Raw genomic sequence first — 16833 nt, 5'->3', positions numbered from 1 at the left:
TGGTGTCAGCCGAGGCGCGGGCCGGCGATGAAGTCCCCGGCCACGTCGATCCGCTCGGCTTGCGTGACGGTGCCGCCCGCGTGGGCGTGGGCGACGAACTTGGGCGTGGCTTGTGCCGTCGGCGGTCGCAAGTCGGGCAGCGAGGGGATCAGCCTGCGCAGCCGCTCCGCGAGCCGGTCGATGTCGGGCTTGGTCGTCCGGCAGTGGATGTGGATGTCCTGGAGGCCGGGCAACGAGGCGAGCGGCTCCGGCAGCTCCGCCGCGGTGAAGCGGCGCACGTCGAGCCGGACCGGGATGACCTGCTTCCCGAGTTCGAAGGCGGTCAGGATCTCTCGCCGGACGAAGTCGTCCGGATCGTCGATCCGCCGCCGATCGGTGCCGGGCAGGCGGGATTCGAGCCAATTGGGGCCCATGATCACGAGGAGTGCCTCCGACCTGCGCACGGCGTCGAACATCTCGCGTTCCCATTCCGCACCGAGGTCGATCGACCGGGATGCGAAAAAGATCGCGGACTCACCGAACACCTCCGATAAGGCGCGGTCGATGAGCGCGACTCCGAATTTTTCGTCGTCGCCGCGGTAGTTGAGAAACACCTGCGTCACTCCGGTCGACCCTTCTCAGTCGGATGGCGCACCAGGGTGCGCGACAGTGTGGTCCGGCGGCGCCGGTGCGGGACGGTGGGTAATCATTGGGGTCCGATCGGCGTCTTGACAAGGGGTTACTTATTGGTAGTCAGAAGTTTCCCGTTTCCCGTTGGTTCTTGTCGCCGATGTGGCCAGTATCTGTCCAGTTCGATGTGTTCGGGCCAGACGTCGGCCTTGTACCGTTTCTTTGTGGACTTCTCCGGCGCGGTAATCGCTGGTGAAGTGACCGGCGGAGAACGCTCGGTGTCGAGGGGAAACGTTTACCCGGTACCCCGGTCAAACCGTTCTTTCCGAAGCTGGTATATGTCCACATATCGGCCCATCTCGGAGGGCGAACGGGCGCTGGCGTGGACGTCAGCGCCCGTGATGGGTGAACGCGGCCCAGTACCGGGGATCGGCCAGTGCCGGGGAGACCGCGATCGCCGCGAGTTCCCCGGGCAGGCCTTCGAGCGGGGTGCGGTCGGGATCGAGAGCCCAGACCTGGGTGGCGTGCAGGGCCTCCGACGGACTGCGGCCGAGGCTCAGTTCGTGGTGCAAGAAGCACATCAGGACGGCGGTCTGGTGAGTGGAAACCCGCCACTTCGTGCCGATCACCGACGATGCCCCGGTGGCGAGCAGCGCGGTCGCGATGGTGAGGCCTTCGTCGGACGCGCCGCCGAGATCGGTCTCGCAGGCCGCGGTCACCACCAGACCACCCGGTTCCCGATCGGCGCGCCGGGCCCCGGCGGTCAGCAGGTCGAGGACCGAGATCGCCGCGGCACCGCTGCCGATCCGCGCGTTCACCGGGTCGGGCTCCGCGACCGCGTGGCAGGCGAGGTGGAGCACCGCCGGACGGTCGTCCTCCAGCAGGACGTCCACCAGCGCCCGGCGCGAGACCGGGGTCGTCCCGGTCCAGGACGGGTGACCGAAGAACCGGCCGTGGGGGTGAAGGCCGGCGAGGTAGCGGGCCTCGTCTTCCCCGATACCGGCGTCCACCGCGTCCGCCACGAAGACCATGCCCGCCTCCCGTGGGAGCGCCGGACGACGGGACAGTTCGCCGAGCTGGTGGGCCGAAGCACCGTAGGTGACCCGGAGCCGCTCGGGCAGGTACCGGCCGGTGCCCGGTTCGCGCGCGGCATGCCAAGGGATCCGGCCGAGGTCGCCGCAGGGGATCAGCGCGATGCGGCGCGCGTCGGGCAAGTGGGCGCACAACGGTCCCATGGCGGTCCGCCAAGCCCACTCGCACGACGTGCCGACGTCCGCCGCGTTCGCTCCATCCGGCACCAGGTCCGGGAGCGGAAGACTGCCCAGTTCGCCGGACCGGGAAAGGTGCACGGCGTACCCGGCCGTGCCTTCTTCGCCGGGGACGAGGTAGACCAGGAAGTCGAGCCTGAGCCTCCGCAGGGCGCGGGCCAGGTCACCGGCGTCCGGAGTGGGCGGCCACTGGTCGATCTCCCGCGGATCGGCCGCGTCGAGGGCGCGCCGGCGTCGATCGTCGGGGATGGCGACCCGGCCCCCGGCGATGGCCGAGGCCTCGGCATCGGTCAGCACCTCCGACGGGCCGTGCAGCGCGGTGACGTCGGGCGCGATGGTGCCCCGCAAGACCGCGGGCAGGTTCGTCGCCGCGTGCAGCCGCAGCGTGCGGCCGATCTCGAGCAGCGCGAACGCGGGTTCCGGCCGGCCAACGGAGAGGCAGCGCCGGGCCCAGCCGACCGCGGCCGCGGCGGCCGTGGCGGCGAGCGAAGCGCACTCGGCGAGGTCGCGCTGGATCAGGATCTGCCTCGCGTAGCGGCGGAGGAACAGGTACCCCGTGGCCACCGCGGTGTCGACGTCCACCTCGGTCCCGCGCAGCCACCAGGCCTCGGTGAGGTGCTCGGCCGCGCCCAGGGAGGCGGGGAGATCGAGGAGCCCGGCGGCGACGCTCTTCTCGAGCAGCTCGACCGCATCGTCGAGCGCAGCCGCGTCACCGCTCATCCGGTGCGCGGTCAGGCACCCCATGCTCGCCATCATGGTCAGCACGACGCCGGTCTGCCATTCGACCACTTCCCGGCCGGCCGCGGCCTTGAGCTTCGACGCGGCTTCACGGATGCCCGGAACGTCCTGGGCCCGGACGTTCTCGAGCAGGTCCAGGTAGGTACCGAAGGCTGCGGTGTGCTCGCCGATCCCCGTGTTGAGGCGGCGCAACGTGAGAAGCGTGTCGGCGACTTCGGCCGAGGTGGCCGCGTCGCTCGACAGCAGCGCGGAAAGGTCGATCGGGTCGTCGGCCACTTCGGTGCTCTGGAAGAAGCCGATCATCGTTTCGAGGTTTTCCAGGTCGTGCGGTTCGTACAGGGCGTTCGCGGCCCGCGGCCTGCTGCCCACGTCCCGCAGGTGGCCGGCGGCCGCGCGCAGGTCCTCCGCGTCCCCCGTGGCCAGGTACCGCATCAGGAGGCTCCACGCGAGGCCGCAGACGGCGTTGTGGCGAGCGTGGTCGCCGAGCGCGAGCCGGTCGAGCATCTCCTGGTGCCGGGTGACACCGCGGTTGAGCATGTCGGGATCGCGGGTCTCGGCGCCGAGCAGGACTTCGACGCGAGCGAGCGCGAACCGGGCCAGCGCCCAGATCGGCTCGTCGAGCAGCTCACCGGGATCGGCGGTCAGCAGCAGCTCCCGGACGCCGGCGAGGTCGACCGGGAGCTCGAACTGGTTGTGCCGGTGGAGCAGCGCCGTCCCGAGGAGAATCTTGACGAGCGGGTTCAGCGGGTGGCCGTGCGGGCAGTCTCCGAGCAGCTTCTTCAGGCTTCGCAGCACTTTCTCGAGCCCGGGCGGGTCCTTCAGCACGGCTGTGCGGTTCATGCGCTGCAGGGCGAGCTGAAGGCGCAGTGGCGTCCGCAGGGCATCATCGGGGCGCAGCTGGATGACGACTCGCGACAGCTCCTCGATGGTCGCGCGTTGTTCTTCGAGTTCCTCGACCGCTTCCGGGCCCGGCACCTCACCGCACAGGTGGGACCGGAACAACGCGATCGCAGCCTGCAATTCCGCACCACCCGGGGTTCGTGGCGGCAACGCCGTCTGCCAGCTCCGCAGCAGAGCGAGCTCCCGCGGACCGGTCACCGCGTTGAAGTCCGGCATCGCGCCCAGCGGCGACCAGCCGCCGGTGGACAGGAGGTGCCGCCGCGCGAGAACGTGGGCACCCGCGATGAGCAGCGTCAGCAGTCCTTTGTGGTCCGACACGTCGGCCCGCGCGGTCGCCCACAGTCGTGCTGCCACCCGGTCCAGCTGCTCGTCGCTGCAGTGGCCGGCGAGTGCTTGTTCCGCTTCGGCCAGCACCCGCCACGCGCGCACGAACGCTTCGTCGCCGGACAGTTCGCCGAGCAGTTCGATCAGCCGTCCGACGTCGTTCCGCCGCTCGGAGCGGCGCAGGCTGTAACCCTCCGCCAACGCGAGCCGCACGAGCTCGCTCTCGTCCTGCACCTGGTTCCTCAACGCCTCGAGCCGGGCGACCGCCGAGTTCGCTTCGGCTGGACTGCCGGTCCGGCAGAACGTGACATAGAGCTCGCTGAGTTCGTCCCCGAGCATGTCCGCCGGTTCGGAGCCGGGCGCGACTTCCGTCAAGAGGCGTTCGAAGAGGCCGATCGCGTCGCTGCGATCCGAGTCCTCCGCGGAGATCGCGAAGCGGCGGCCGAGCATGTGACCGAGGTCGTAGGCCTGCTCGGGATCGTCCAGGTCCCCGCTGCGGGCGTGCTCGATCGCGGTGTCGAGTTCCTTGAGCTTGGCCAGGCTCGCCGGACTGGTGACGTGCTGGGTGAAGTGCAGCCTCGAGAGCCGGTGCGTCACGAGGTCGAGCAACGGCTCCTCGAGCTCGTCGCTCAGCAGCAGATCGCGCAGGAGGGGCAACGCCTCCCCCTCGCTTTCGTGCTGCAGTTCCAGCGCGATGCCGAGGAACGCCTGCGTCTCGTGGTCGGCGTCGGGCCGGGACTGTGCGGTCCGGAGCCATTTGATCGCCGCTTCGACGTCCTCCTCGGACCGCCGCGCCACGTTCCGGGCGAGCAGAAGCCGTCCGAGCATGGTGAGCGGAAGAGCGGACCCCAAGAAGGGGGCTATTTCCTCGAGATGATCGATCGCCTGGCCGAGGTCGGTGGTGTCCCGGGTCACCTCCCAGCGTTCCTCGTACCGGAACGCCAACGCGAAGTGGAGGTCGAACCGCAAGGAGGGATCGTCCTGCGCGCGGGCCAGCGCACTTTCCCCGTGGACGATCGCCTCGTCGAAGGGCGTCTCCGGCAGCTGGGTGAGCAGCAGCCGGACGTGCTGGCCGGTTTCGTCCGTGGGATCGAGCTCGCCGAGCAGCCGGCGCAAGCCGGCGACGCTCGGTACGTGACCGAAGAAATCCGCGTCTTCGCCGTCGGTCACGCGCACCTCCGTTCGCCACCCGAGTTTACGTCCCGCGGGCGAGACGGGAGGTGGCGACAAGTTGTCAGTTCGTTCGCTGGCGGATTCGGCGGAGCACGAGTAGACATGGCCCCGAGGAGGTGGAAGTGGCTCACTACAACGGGATCATCGAGATCGCCCGGGATCTCGAGCACGTCCTCGCCCGGTTCGAACCGGGCGACGCGGCGGAGCTCGTCTCGTTGTTGCGCGTGTTTTCCGCCAGCACCGAAGCCGGCCGGGACCGCGTTGCCTCCGAAATCGCGAGACTGGTGATGCGGTCGCTCGGGCCCGACGATCCGGTCTTCAAGGCGTTGAACGAAACACGGTACGCACACGTCCGCCAGGGATCTCTCGCGGCGCTGTTCTCCGTCCGCCTCGCCCTCGGCCTGCCGGCGTCGGACGATCCGCGCGAGCGGATCCTCGGCAGCCAGCCGGTGACCGCGGCGACCGAGCTCCGCAGCCACGGCGTCGACCCCGATCTCCCCGACCTGATCCGGCTGCCGCGGCCCGACGGCTCGGTGTCCGTACCGGACTTCCAGTTCGACGTCGATCGCCGTCCCCGATCCGTGGTCCTGCAGGTCAACCGCGTCCTCGGCGCGGAGACCGACCCGTGGGCCGTGGCGGACTGGTGGGTCAGCGGCAACGTCTGGCTCGACGCGGTTCCCGTCACGCTGGTGGCCGACCGGATCGCCGAGCCCGGCCTGGTCGCTGCCGCAACCGCTGCCGTGGACGGGTGATCCCGTGCCGCCACGTCAGCCGCCGGCCGAGCTTCCCGGGGAACCGAAGCGCCGGCACATCGCCGCCGGGACCGTGCTCTGGCGGGTGCACCCGGACCACGTCGGAGCGGCCGTGGCCGACCCGCCGATGCGGTCGGTGTTCGGGGGCGGCCGGTTCGACGCCGTCGCGCCGGAAGTCCGCGGGCAGATGTACGTTTCGGCGTCCGATGCCACCGCTGTGCTCGAGCGCTTCCTGCCGGGGCTCGTCTTCGGCGCCGACGGCCGCCGGCTCCTCCTGCGCCGGGCGATCGAGGGGAAGCGTCTGTCAGCGCTGGAGGTCACCCGTGATCTCACACTGCTGCAGCTCGTGTCGAGCGAGGACTTGGCCGCGATCGGCCAGGACCAGTGGCTGCTGACCGAGACGCAGTACGGCGCCACGCGCGAATGGGCCCAGTGGCTCCGGGAGAAGGCGCCGTGGGCGGACGGGATCGTTTGGCAGTCCACAGTGGACATGCCGGGGGAGACGATGGTCCTCTTCGAGCGGGACACCCCGGCGGTGGCGGTGGTGGACCGGAGGTCCTGCGAACTCGGCGGAACGGAGCGTGCGGAGTGGCTCGAAGGCGTGCTCGATGCCCACGGCGTGCGGACGGACCCCCTGAGCCGTCCTCGCGTCAAGGCGTTCATCAACTACCGCAAGGGCGAGTGCAGTGAAGCGGCGTTGCTCCTGCACAACGAGCTGTCCCGGCGCCTGGGGGAAGGAAGGGTTTTCCGGGACAACCGCTCCATCCGCCCGGGGCAGGTCTTCCCGGGCGAGCTGCTCGACAAGGTGCGCACCTGCCGCGTGCTCTTCGTGCTGATCAGCCTGGGCTGGGAGGAGCACCGGGGCGGCAACGGCCGCGCGCTCGACGACCCGCACGATTGGGTCCGGCGGGAAATCGAGGAAGCGACGACGGCGGGGGCCGAAATCGTCCCGGTGCTCGTCGGTGCCCGGCGGCGGCTCAGGAAGCCGAACCTGCCGCCCGCGCTCGGGCACCTGGCCGAGCGTCAGTCTCCGCACCTCCCGCACGGCTTCCGGGAGGTGGAGGTCAAGTGCCTGGTCGACCGGATGTTTGAGCAGTTGCCGGGCCTGGAGGACAACGAGGACGACGAGGACGACGAGAAGACGGCCTGACGGAGGTCAGAGCCAACCTCGCTTGGCGACCGCAACGCCGGCGGCGAAACGGTTGTCGACGCCGAGCAAGGTGTAGACCGCCTTGATCCGCCGTCGGACTGTCGTGACGCTGATGCCCAGACGGCGGGCGATGACGTGGTCGTCGTAACGCGCCATGAGCGCCAGGACACGGCGTTGTTCTTCATCGGGAACGTGATTCGCTTCGGTCATCGCGCGCACCCCGTCTTGAGATGGAGGACACGGGTGACGGCCTCCCGCACCCTGGTCTGCGCCAGCTCGCCGGTGGCGACGGCGTGCTGCAGCTGATCGAGTACCGGTGCAACGGGCATGGGCGACGACCACAGGACCAGGTCCGCGCCCGCGGCGATCGCGCGTTTGGCGGCTTCAGGCAGGCCGAAGCGGTTCGTTATGGCCCGCATCGCTCCGAGATCATCGGTCATGGCGACTCCGTCGAATCGGTACTTACCGCGGAGCAGGCGATAGGCCTCCGCGCTGAGTGAGGCCGGGGAGCCGCCGGTCAGACCGGGAACGTCGAGGTGTCCCAGCATGACCACCGGTGCCCCGGCCGGGATGAGCGTTTCGTACGGCTCGAGGTCGTGGTTCTCCAGAACGGCCAGCGGAGGTGTCCGCGGCAGTTCGCGGTGGGAATCCCCGGACGCGGTGCCGTGTCCGGGGAAGTGCTTGAGCACGGGAATGACACCGGCCGTCCGGAGCCCGGCCGCGAACGCGCCGGCGTACCGGGTCACGACCGCGGGCTCGGCGCTGAACGAGCGGTCGCCGATCACGCTGTTCGCCGGGGCGTCGCTGACGTCGGCGACGGGCGCCAGATCCATGGTCACCCCGCGGGACAGCAGTTGCCTTCCCCGTCGGTGACCCAGATCGCGGGCTTGGTCCGGGGTAGCGGTCGTGGCGAGCGCGCGGGCGCTGGGTGTGGTCCCGTCGAGGTCGTCGATCCGCTGGACCCGCCCGCCCTCTTCGTCCACGGCGATCAACGGCGGAATCGACGCCATCGCCCGGATCGCGGTGAGCCGGCCGCCGGTCAGCAGTCTCGTCGAAGTGCCTCCGATGAAGAGCGCACCGACGTGGTCGTCCCGGACGAGTGCGGTGGTCGACGTTTCCCGTCCTGGGTCGGCCCCGGCCATGACCAGCTGCGCGAGCTGGTCCCGGCCGGCCAATCCGGACAGCAGGGTGGCGCAGGAGCCCGCCGGGCGGCCCGAGACACTCGGGGGAACGGCGACGGTGATCGGCATCGCGGGAACCGCAGGCGCCGATGGGGTCGCCGGCGAGCCGGCTCCCAGCAGGCAGGCGACGGCACCGACGGAGAAAGCCAGCAGCAGCGCGCAGGTCTGCGTGCGCTCGCCCGGACCCTTCACCTTGCCTCCGTCTCGGACGTCCGGTTGATATTCGTGTCCATTTTCGATTTTCGGAGCGCGGACGTTACAAGATTTTTCGTGACCCTGGCGAGACGGTGCTGTCCATTTTCTGTCCAGATTCGGGCGGTTTGATTTTGACGGAGATCCGGCGTGTGCGTGCGAGATCCTGGCCACCGCAACGAGCTGATAACGCCTCGTCGTGTCGGCTGTCCGGGCTCGTAACACGGAAAGCGAGCCGACCGACATCGCTGGCATCCCGGCCGCGGAATAGCCGCTCCGCCGGCTTTCGTGTCGTTTTCGAATGGAGTCGAGGTGCCTGTTCTCAATTCGAGGCCGCCGGCCGAGGCCCGGGTACCCGTCGCAGCCGATTGCCCGGGGTGTGGTGCGCCCGGCCTGGTCGGTGACCGGTTCTGCGCCGTGTGCGGACGCCCGTGTGAGCGATCCGCACCCGGAATCGCGGCCCGGCCGCCGGGCGAAGCCGCGCCGCCGGCGGGTGATCGCGGCGAAAAGCTGTTGGGACTGCTCGAAAGCCGCGGCGAACTACAGCCGCAACGGGTCGCCGCGGCCATCGGTGGCGAGGCGATGTGCCTGTCCTGTGGTGCCGACACCGGCTCCGCGCAGGTCGCGTGCTCCACGTGCGGAGTCACCACGGTGCTCCCGCCGGGCGCGGATCGGCCGCGCGAGCTCGGGATGTTCTACAAGCACGGTCGCCGGCTCGTCCGAGCGAAGTTCGCACTGTGCGTCGGTTTCGAGACCGGCGGCGCGAGGCTCCTCAAAGCGAACGGAGAACTCGACATCGTCGCCGTGACCGAGCTGCCGTCGGCGGACGTCCCGCTGAACGGCGAACCGGACCTCGGTGCGCTGCGCGGCCCGGCCGCGGCGCTCCTGTGGTGGGCGGCCCGGCCGGCGGCTCCACCGGGCGTGTCGTGGTCCCCGGCCGATCTGCTGGGCCACGTCCGCTCCGCCTACGGAACGGACATCGGGGCGACGCGGTTGCACGCGCTCGATCTCCTCCGCCTCGATCGCCCCGACCTGCTCACCGAGGTCGGGCTCCCCGAGTCCGAGGCGACTTGGCTACGCGCTGTCCACGCTGCCCGGCGAGGACGATTCGACCTCCTGACCGAGGCGGCCGCGAATCTGCCCACCGGCCGCTACCGGCGAGTGGTGGCCGTCCTGTCCGCCTGCGCCGACGGAATCGCACGGGTACCGGATGCGGCCCGGCGCCTGGCCGGGTGTCTTGCCGCCTTCTCCGCGGACGAGCCGCTCGCGGCGGCGCTCGAACGCAGGCTCGGGATCCGGAGGACCGAGCACGGCGATGTCATGGCGGACACGCGGCTGCGCGCGCAGCGGCACGGTGTGCCCGGCACCGTCCTGGCCATGCTCGACGGGCGTCCCGACGCGGAGACCGCCGGCCTGCTGGGACCGGCCGGGCGGCTGGGCGCGGCCCACGCCGGCGCGGACACGGCCCTCGGTGCGGCCGAGATTTCGATCGCGCCCCTACCCGTTCTCGACGACATCGCCGAGCGCGACGGGATCGATGCCGAGGCCGTGCGAACCGCGCGGCGGCCGGCGCACGAGCTCACCTACCTCGTCGGACGGGCGCAGCCCGGACAGCTGACCGAAGCGGAGCTCGAAACGCTGGGGCACCGGGAAGAACTGGACCGGCGCGCCTTCGCCCGCACCGGCGAAGTCCCGGAAGACCGGCGCGAAACCCGCCTCGGCAAGCACTTCGCGGCGATCGAGGCGTTCGAGCGCAACCGGCCACAGGATGTCGTCGTCGCTGCGGTCCTCGAGGAATACCGCTCGGTGGCCGAGCACCTGATCGCTTTGCTCGTGGAGCACCCCGAGGATCCTCCCCAGCTGCCGGAGCCGGTCGTGGCCGACGTCTCGGTGTGGGATCACCTGGTTGGCACCTACGGCGCGGATCGCCTGCGGGCGATTCCCGGGCTGGCGGTCCGGCACCCCAGGTTCTTCGAGTGGGTCTCGCTGTATGCCGCGAGAGAACACCTCTACCTGGCCCAGTGGCGGAACGGAGCGGACGCCGCGCGGGAGTGCCTGCGCGTCGCGGTCGACGAGGCTGTTCGCGACGAAGCCCAGAACCTCCTCGCCTGCGCCCTGCACTACCTGGGGGACCACGTCGGTGCGGTCCGCGAACTCGAAAACGCCCTCGAAGGCGACTACTCGCCGTCCCTGCTCGCGAACATCGGTGTCGTCGCCCCGTACCTGGACTCCGAGCTCGCCGCACGGCACCTCGCCCGGCTGGTCCGGGAGGCGCCGACGACGGCGATGCGGCGGGCCGCGGCCCTGCGCGCCCTCGAGATCTGGCGCGGCGAGGGCGAGCGGGTCTGGGAGGGTGAGCAACCCGGGCGTGAGCTGCCGACCGTGTTGCGCGAGCCGTTGCGGTGCATCGTCACCGAGGACATCCCGTTGCCGGACTTCCGCGAGATCAGCCTGGTGTTGTCGAGGTTCGACAGCGCCTGGATCCGGCAGCCGGAGAGCCTCGCGCCGTCCCCGCACGCGAAGAGCTTGGAGGCGCGGTACGCCAGGGCCCGGGCGGAGGAGGACTTGTCCGAGGTCGTCGACTTCTTCGCTTCGGTGCGTGACTGGGAGGCGGCACCGGACTGGTTGCAGGCCGCTCGGACAAGGCTGATCGACGACGCGCGGACCGCCATGGTCGAAGACCTCGACGGAGCGGACGTCGCCGGGTACACGGCCTTCGCGCTCGCCACCCGCCTGACCGGGCTCAGCCCCTACGACCAGGTGTCGTTGAGCATGCTGTCGACCTGCACGCTCAGCTACGTACTGCTCCTCGACGACAAGGAGATCTCCGACGCCATCGTCTCGATGCACCAGTCCGCGCTCGAGCTGTTCGCGAAGCTGAGCGATGAGGACCGGGCCCGCATCGAGCCCTTCGTCGAGCTGGCCACCCGTCGTGCGGCGATCAACATCCAGCAGGCCCGGGTTCGCGAGTTCCAGCAGGTCGTCGAGCCGTACAACGACGCACTCGACGTCATCGACATGTCCCAGCGCGGGACGCCGGCGTGGTTCGCCGCGCGTGGGGTGGTCGCCCAGACCGTCGACCTCTGCCGGGCCATCCGGACGCAGTTGCTGCCCTGGTCCCGAGCCGTCGACCACGCGAACACGCGGACGGACCTGCTCGACTTCCTCGACCACGTCCGTGACCTCGAGTTCAAAGCCCAACGCGCCCTCGGCGGCTGAGGAGAATCATGCGCAACCCCTACCTGCTGCTCGGGGTCGACTACGGCACCCCGCCCGACCTCGCTCGCCGTCAGTTCGCCCGCGCGGCCCGGCGGGTGCGCCGGGCCGCCGGCGGCCCGGTCGGCATCGAAGACCTGAACTGGGCTCTGCACGAGGTGCAGAGCAGGGCGAGCACGGCCGCGGACGACGTCAGCGTCTACCGGGTGCCTGCCAACCCGGCGGTTTTCCGCCCTCTCGCGCACGGTCTGTTCGCCGTTCCGCCGATCAAGCTCCCGCGGACGACCGAGACCTCGGACGAGGACCGCGCGGTCCTCGCCGACGAGCTCGCGAAGGACGTCGGTGAGCTGGTCGCCACGGTCATCCGGGCGACGACCACCTTCGACTACGGCTATCGCACTCCTGAAGGGAACGAGTCATGACCCGACGCACGCTTCTCGCGCGGCTGTCCGAGGTCGAGCGATCACTCGACCGGATCAGCCGCTCGATCGAACGCATCGAGGTGGCGACCATCGTCCGCGAACCTTCCTCGGCGCTGTCCGTCGACGCCTACGACGGGTTGCGGCGCCAGATCGTCGCGGCCGCCCAGGAGCGGACAGCCCACCTGAGGCAGCTCGCGGTCTTCGCTGAGGCCGCGCAGAACCAGGCTCCGCAGCTCGGACCGGTCGTCGAAGAATGGCTCACCCAGGCGGGGCTGGTGCGCTGGCCCGACCCGGCCGACTCGCGGTACTACGACGAGCTCGGCGGCGAAGGGGAGGACCTGCGAATCCTGCGGCACGCCTTCGTCGACGAAGCCACGGGCCGCCCCGTCGTGATGGGGCAGACCGAGCGGGTCTCGCGCCTGTCCACCGCGCGGCACGCGGGAGAGCACGAGGTGCGGTCGTGAACCCCTACGGCATCGACTTCGGCACGACCAATTCCGTCCTGGCCCAGTGGAACGGCCGCGAGGTCGAAGTGCTGTCCATCGACTCGCCTCCGGGTGAGTGGGAACAGCTCGGGTTCGACAAGGTGATGCCCTCGGTCGTCGGGGTTTCCCCGGACGGGCATCGGACGACGTTCGGCTGGGCGGCGAAGAGACAGCAGGAAGGCAAGCTCGAGACCGTCAAGCGGCTGTTCGCCACCGAGGAGTTCGTCGACATCGGCGGTTCGCGGGTTTCTGTCGAGGAAGCCGCCGCGCTGTTGTTCGCCCACCTGCGCAACGCTTCGGCCGGCGTCGAAGTCGACCGCGCGGTCGTGACGATCCCCGCGAACAGCCGCGGCCTGGCCCGCTACCGCACGAAACTCTGCGCCGGACTGGCCGGCATCGACGTCCAAGCGCTCGTCAACGAGCCGACCGCCGCCGCGATGGCCTACGCCGTCGACGCCCGCCGTGACCAGAACATCCTGGTGTTCGACTGGGGCGGCGGGACGCTCGACGTCACCGTCCTCGAGACGATCGAAGGCGTCTTCATCGAACGGGCGTCCAAGGGCATCCCCCGCTCCGGCGGCGTCGACCTGGACGAGGCGTTCGGGCTGGCGATCCGCGGCCTGCTGCCGCGTCCTCCTTCGTGGTCGCCGGCGCAGGAGGCGCAGTTCCGGCTGGAGGTCGAGCGGGCGAAGATCCTGTTGTCCGCCCAGGAGGAGACGAACCTGCGCCTGCCGGACGGCGGCTACGTCCAAGTCGACCGCCTGCTGTTCGAGAATGCGATCCGCCGGCTCCTCGAGGAGGCGCGGCAGCCGATCCTGCAGTGCCTGCGCGACCTCCAGATCGGTCCGGACGGCATCGACCAGCTGGTGATGGTGGGCGGCAGCAGCAAGATCCCGGCCGCCCGGCGGCTCGTGTCGGAGACCGTCGGCCGTGAGCCGGCGACGGGGTGCGACCCGATGACCGCGGTGGCGCAGGGTGCCGCCATCGCGTCCGCGATCCTGCTCGGCCAGTTGGACAAGGACTTCTTCGTGTCCACGGAACACGCACTCGGCACGATCGTGCACGACGACAACCAGCGGCCGCGGTTCAGCGTGCTGATCCCGCGCAACCGCCAGCTGCCCGCCAAGGAGAGCGACAACTACATCCCGGCGGTCCAGGGACAGCGGAGCGTCCTGGTACGGGTGATCGAAGGCGATCCGGACAAGGACGTGTCCGATCCGGACAACGTGGTGCTGAAGGAGTGGAGCATCGACGTCGACCCGGACCTGAGCCAGCAGGAGAACGCGTTCGACATCGGGTACGAGTACAACGTCGACGGGATCCTGCACATCACGGTCACCAACACGAGGACCGGCCGGGTGATGCTGCGCGACGACGTCTCGTTCGGCGTCACCAAGGACAAGTCGAAGCTGATCGACCTCGCGAACCGGGTCCGGACGACGGTCGAATCCGGGCACCAGCCCGCCGCCCTGCCGTCGCCGGTGCCCGTCCCCGCATTGGACAGCGCGACGGTCCACCTCCTCGAACGGGCGCGGAACAAGGTGGTCCCGTTCGTCGGGGAGGACGAGGGGGAACGGCTCGAAGCGTTGTGCGCGGACCTCGAGCGATCCGTCGGCGCGGCGTCCGACGAGTGCCGCGAGGCCCTCGAACGCAAGCTCCGCCAGTACGCCTACCTGTTCTGACCCGATCGAAAGAAGGAACCATGCCCGAGGAACGCGCCAAGATCCTGCCGTTCTACCTTGTCATCGACGTTTCGTGGTCGATGGACGGGGAGCAGCTGCAGACCGCCAACAACATCATGCCGGAGCTGTCGGACGCGCTGGCGAAGGATCCGATCCTGACCGACAAGATCCGGTTCGCGCTGATCGACTTCGCCGGCGACGCCCAGGTGCGCCTGCCGCTGTGCGACGTCCTCGACCCCGACGTCGTCCTGCCGGGGCTGGCGTGCCGGGGCGCGACCTCCTACGCTGCGGCGTTCCGCCTGCTGCGCAAGGAGATCGAGGCGAACGTGACCCAGCTCAAGGCCGACGGGTTCAGCGTCCACCGGCCGGCGGTGTTCTTCCTGACCGACGGGGTGCCCACCGACACCGAGGACGAATGGACCAGTGCGTTCCGGGAACTCACCGAGTACGACCGCCAGGCGGGCGTCGGCTTCGCGATGTACCCGAACGTCATCCCGTTCGGCGTGAAGGACGCCGACCCGCAGGTCCTGCGGCGGCTGGTGCACCCGTCCACCGGCGCCAAGCAGAGCCGGATGTACCTGATGAACGAGGGGAACAACCCGGCCCAGGCCATCGCGGGCATGGCCGAGATCATGGTGTCGAGCGTGCTCAGCTCCGGAGCGAACCTGGCCGGCGGAGACTCCGGGCTGATCCACCCCGACCCCGCCGACCTGCCGAGCGGGATCACGGCGGCGAACGCGGACGGGGATTTCCTGTGACCCACCACCTCGACGAGAGCGTCGCCGAGCCCGCTCCGCCGTTCGAGCCGGTCGAGCCGGTCCGGATCGGCGACCCGGGGCGCGCCTTCGACGCGGTCAAGCCCAAGCTCGATCAGCGGTTCCCGGACGTGCCCGCTTACGTCGTCGACGCGGACCAGGTGCACGACGATCGTGGCGGAACCGGGCTGGCGCTGCGGGCCGCGAGCGTCCGAGGGTTGTCGCACCGCTTCTACGGCACCGTGCGACAGGACGCCTACGCCCGGATGCTGAGCGAAGACGGGCGATACCTCGTGGCGTGCGTCGCCGACGGTGTCTCCGCCTGCGAGTACTCCCACCTCGCCGCGGAGATCGTGACGCGGGCCGGCTGCCAGAACCTGGTGGAGCAGCTCGCCGCGGTGCCCCCGGAGAAGCTCGACTGGTTGCTGGTGCTGGAAAAGCTCGTCTCCCGGACGGTGTCGGCGGCTCAGGGGATCGCCCACCGCAACGGCGACGTCCCGCTGGGCACCGATCCCCGCGAGGCAGGTCGTTACCTGGCTTCCACCGCGCTTTTCGCCGTGATCGACCTGGAAACGGGTGACGACGGTGAGCACACCGCGCACGTCGTGACGCTGGGCGACACGTCGGCGTGGTTGCTCACCCCGGCGGCCGACGTCGCGTGGACGCCGTTGCAGCACGTGAAGAATTCGGACAGCGTCGTGGCGTCGAGCGCGACCGCCGCCATCCCGGTGGTGCCCGCGGTCGCGCCGGAGGCGGTGATCGCCCGGTTCGGCCCGGGCAGCGCGCTGGTCTTGATGACCGACGGCGTCGGCGACGCGCTCGGGAACGGCACGGGCGAGGTGGGCGCCTTCCTCTCGCGGTGCTGGGCCACGCCACCCACCCCGCTCAACTTCGCGGCGCAGGTCGACTTCGCGCGGCGCTCCTACGACGACGACCGCACCGCGCTGGCGGTCTGGCCGTCCGCCGGATCATGAGCGACGACGAGATCGATCGCGCGGACCTCGGTGATCTGGGCGATCGGCTCGGCAAGGGCGGCCAGGCGACGGTGCACCGGCTGCCCTCGTTGCGGCTCCCCGACGTCGCCGGCGAGGTGGTCTACAAGCACTACCACGTCGGGCACCAGCCGCCCCACGGTCTTCGCGCGATCGTCCGCGCCCGCAGCAAGCTGGCCGCGCCGGTGCGCGCCCGGCTCGACGAGATCGCGTCTTGGCCCGCCCGCGTCGTCATCGACCGGGGAGCCATCTGCGGCGTCGTGATGCCGCTGATTCCCGGTTCGTTCTTCGACCACCGGCGCCTGCCGAGCGGCAAGGTGAGCACGCTGCCGCGCGAAGTGCAGAGCCTGTTCATCGGGCCCGAGCTCGCCGCCCGCGCCGGGTTGGCGTTCCCGGACACGACCGAGCGGCTCGCCGTCTGCCGCGATCTGGCCGGGGCCCTGGCGCTGCTGCACGAGAACGGTCTGGTCTTCGGTGACATCAACGCGAAGAACGAGCTCTTCCGAACCGGTGCGACGCCTTCGGTGATGCTGGTCGACTGCGACGCGGTCCGGATCCGGGGTTCCGCCCCGGTCGTCCGGCAGCTCAACGCGCCGGACTGGGCCCCTCCGGAGGGAGCGGTCCTCACTCAGGCGACCGATTTGTACAAGCTGGGCCTGTTCATCCTCCGGACGCTCTCGCCGGGACCGCAGGCGAGCACCTCCCGCAGTCCTCAGAGGCTGCGGTCCGTCTTGGACACCGAGGGCCGGCGCCTGCTCGGTGCGGCGCTGGCCGATCTGGGCAGGCTCCGGCCGCAGGCAGCCGAGTGGGAGTCCTACTTCGCGGACAGGACCGGTCTGGGTGCCGTGCCCGCCCAGGTCAAGGACGCTCCGGTGCCGCAGCAGGTCCCGGTGACGACGACAACGGGATGGCGACGTGATCCCGGGACCGGCCGTTGGGTCCCGGCACTGTGACGCTCGGGGAACCGGTCCACTGCACGGTGTGCGGCGTGATG

The 16833-nt window shown here is 70.3% G+C and carries 13 protein-coding genes; 9 read left to right on the top strand and 4 right to left on the bottom strand.

Features of this window, described 5'->3' with window-relative positions:
- Nucleotides 1–5 precede the first annotated feature (5 nt).
- Together H5965_RS07125 and H5965_RS07120 are read right to left on the bottom strand one after the other, a co-directional pair.
- Nucleotides 6–602, bottom strand: a complete 597-nt coding sequence (locus H5965_RS07125) for a toll/interleukin-1 receptor domain-containing protein (RefSeq protein ID WP_310968554.1) — start codon at nucleotides 600–602, stop codon at nucleotides 6–8.
- Between the two features lie 396 nt (nucleotides 603–998).
- On the bottom strand, nucleotides 999–5009 hold the full coding sequence (locus tag H5965_RS07120; RefSeq protein WP_310968553.1) for a CHAT domain-containing protein: 4011 nt from the start codon (nucleotides 5007–5009) through the stop codon (nucleotides 999–1001).
- Between the two features lie 125 nt (nucleotides 5010–5134).
- Between H5965_RS07120 and H5965_RS07115 the strand changes: the two genes are divergently transcribed.
- Both H5965_RS07115 and H5965_RS07110 read left to right on the top strand, forming a co-directional pair.
- On the top strand, nucleotides 5135–5764 hold the full coding sequence (locus H5965_RS07115) for a hypothetical protein (RefSeq protein ID WP_310968552.1): 630 nt from the start codon (nucleotides 5135–5137) through the stop codon (nucleotides 5762–5764).
- Between the two features lie 4 nt (nucleotides 5765–5768).
- A complete protein-coding gene (locus H5965_RS07110; RefSeq protein WP_310968551.1) occupies nucleotides 5769–6914 on the top strand; it encodes an RES domain-containing protein in 1146 nt (381 codons plus the stop codon).
- 6 nt (nucleotides 6915–6920) lie between these two features.
- Here H5965_RS07110 and H5965_RS07105 read toward each other — a convergent pair whose 3' ends face one another.
- On the bottom strand, nucleotides 6921–7124 hold the full coding sequence (locus tag H5965_RS07105) for a hypothetical protein (RefSeq protein WP_310968550.1): 204 nt from the start codon (nucleotides 7122–7124) through the stop codon (nucleotides 6921–6923).
- Entirely contained in the window at nucleotides 7121–8533 is a 1413-nt protein-coding gene (locus H5965_RS07100; RefSeq protein ID WP_310968549.1) for a glycoside hydrolase family 3 N-terminal domain-containing protein, read from the bottom strand. Before H5965_RS07100 ends, H5965_RS07105 begins: the two co-directional genes overlap by 4 nt.
- Before the next feature lie 267 nt (nucleotides 8534–8800).
- Here H5965_RS07100 and H5965_RS07095 point away from each other — a divergent pair, with 267 nt between their 5' ends.
- The 7 genes from H5965_RS07095 to H5965_RS07065 are packed head-to-tail and all read left to right on the top strand — an operon-like array spanning nucleotide 8801 to nucleotide 16792.
- Complete coding sequence (locus tag H5965_RS07095; RefSeq protein ID WP_310968548.1) at nucleotides 8801–11506, top strand: hypothetical protein; 2706 nt, start codon at nucleotides 8801–8803, stop codon at nucleotides 11504–11506.
- Between the two features lie 8 nt (nucleotides 11507–11514).
- Nucleotides 11515–11925, top strand: a complete 411-nt coding sequence (locus H5965_RS07090; RefSeq protein ID WP_310968547.1) for a hypothetical protein — start codon at nucleotides 11515–11517, stop codon at nucleotides 11923–11925.
- Nucleotides 11922–12389: a hypothetical protein gene (locus H5965_RS07085; protein ID WP_310968546.1), complete on the top strand. Its 468-nt coding sequence runs from the start codon at nucleotides 11922–11924 to the stop codon at nucleotides 12387–12389. Before H5965_RS07090 ends, H5965_RS07085 begins: the two co-directional genes overlap by 4 nt.
- Entirely contained in the window at nucleotides 12386–14092 is a 1707-nt protein-coding gene (locus H5965_RS07080; RefSeq protein ID WP_310968545.1) for an Hsp70 family protein, read from the top strand. Before H5965_RS07085 ends, H5965_RS07080 begins: the two co-directional genes overlap by 4 nt.
- A 20-nt stretch (nucleotides 14093–14112) precedes the next feature.
- Nucleotides 14113–14850 carry a VWA domain-containing protein gene (locus H5965_RS07075; protein WP_310968544.1) on the top strand — a complete coding sequence of 246 codons (738 nt, stop codon included), beginning with the start codon at nucleotides 14113–14115 and terminating at the stop codon, nucleotides 14848–14850.
- On the top strand, nucleotides 14847–15821 hold the full coding sequence (locus H5965_RS07070; RefSeq protein ID WP_310968543.1) for a protein phosphatase 2C domain-containing protein: 975 nt from the start codon (nucleotides 14847–14849) through the stop codon (nucleotides 15819–15821). The genes H5965_RS07075 and H5965_RS07070 overlap by 4 nt, the downstream gene beginning before the upstream one ends.
- Nucleotides 15818–16792 carry a hypothetical protein gene (locus tag H5965_RS07065; RefSeq protein WP_310968542.1) on the top strand — a complete coding sequence of 325 codons (975 nt, stop codon included), beginning with the start codon at nucleotides 15818–15820 and terminating at the stop codon, nucleotides 16790–16792. Before H5965_RS07070 ends, H5965_RS07065 begins: the two co-directional genes overlap by 4 nt.
- The last annotated feature ends 41 nt before the right edge of the window (nucleotides 16793–16833 follow it).

The organism is Amycolatopsis sp. 505 (assembly GCF_031625235.1).
GTDB lineage: Bacteria > Actinomycetota > Actinomycetes > Mycobacteriales > Pseudonocardiaceae > Amycolatopsis.
Note: the sequence above shows the minus strand (reverse complement) of the source record. Positions and strands in the feature narration are given on the sequence as shown.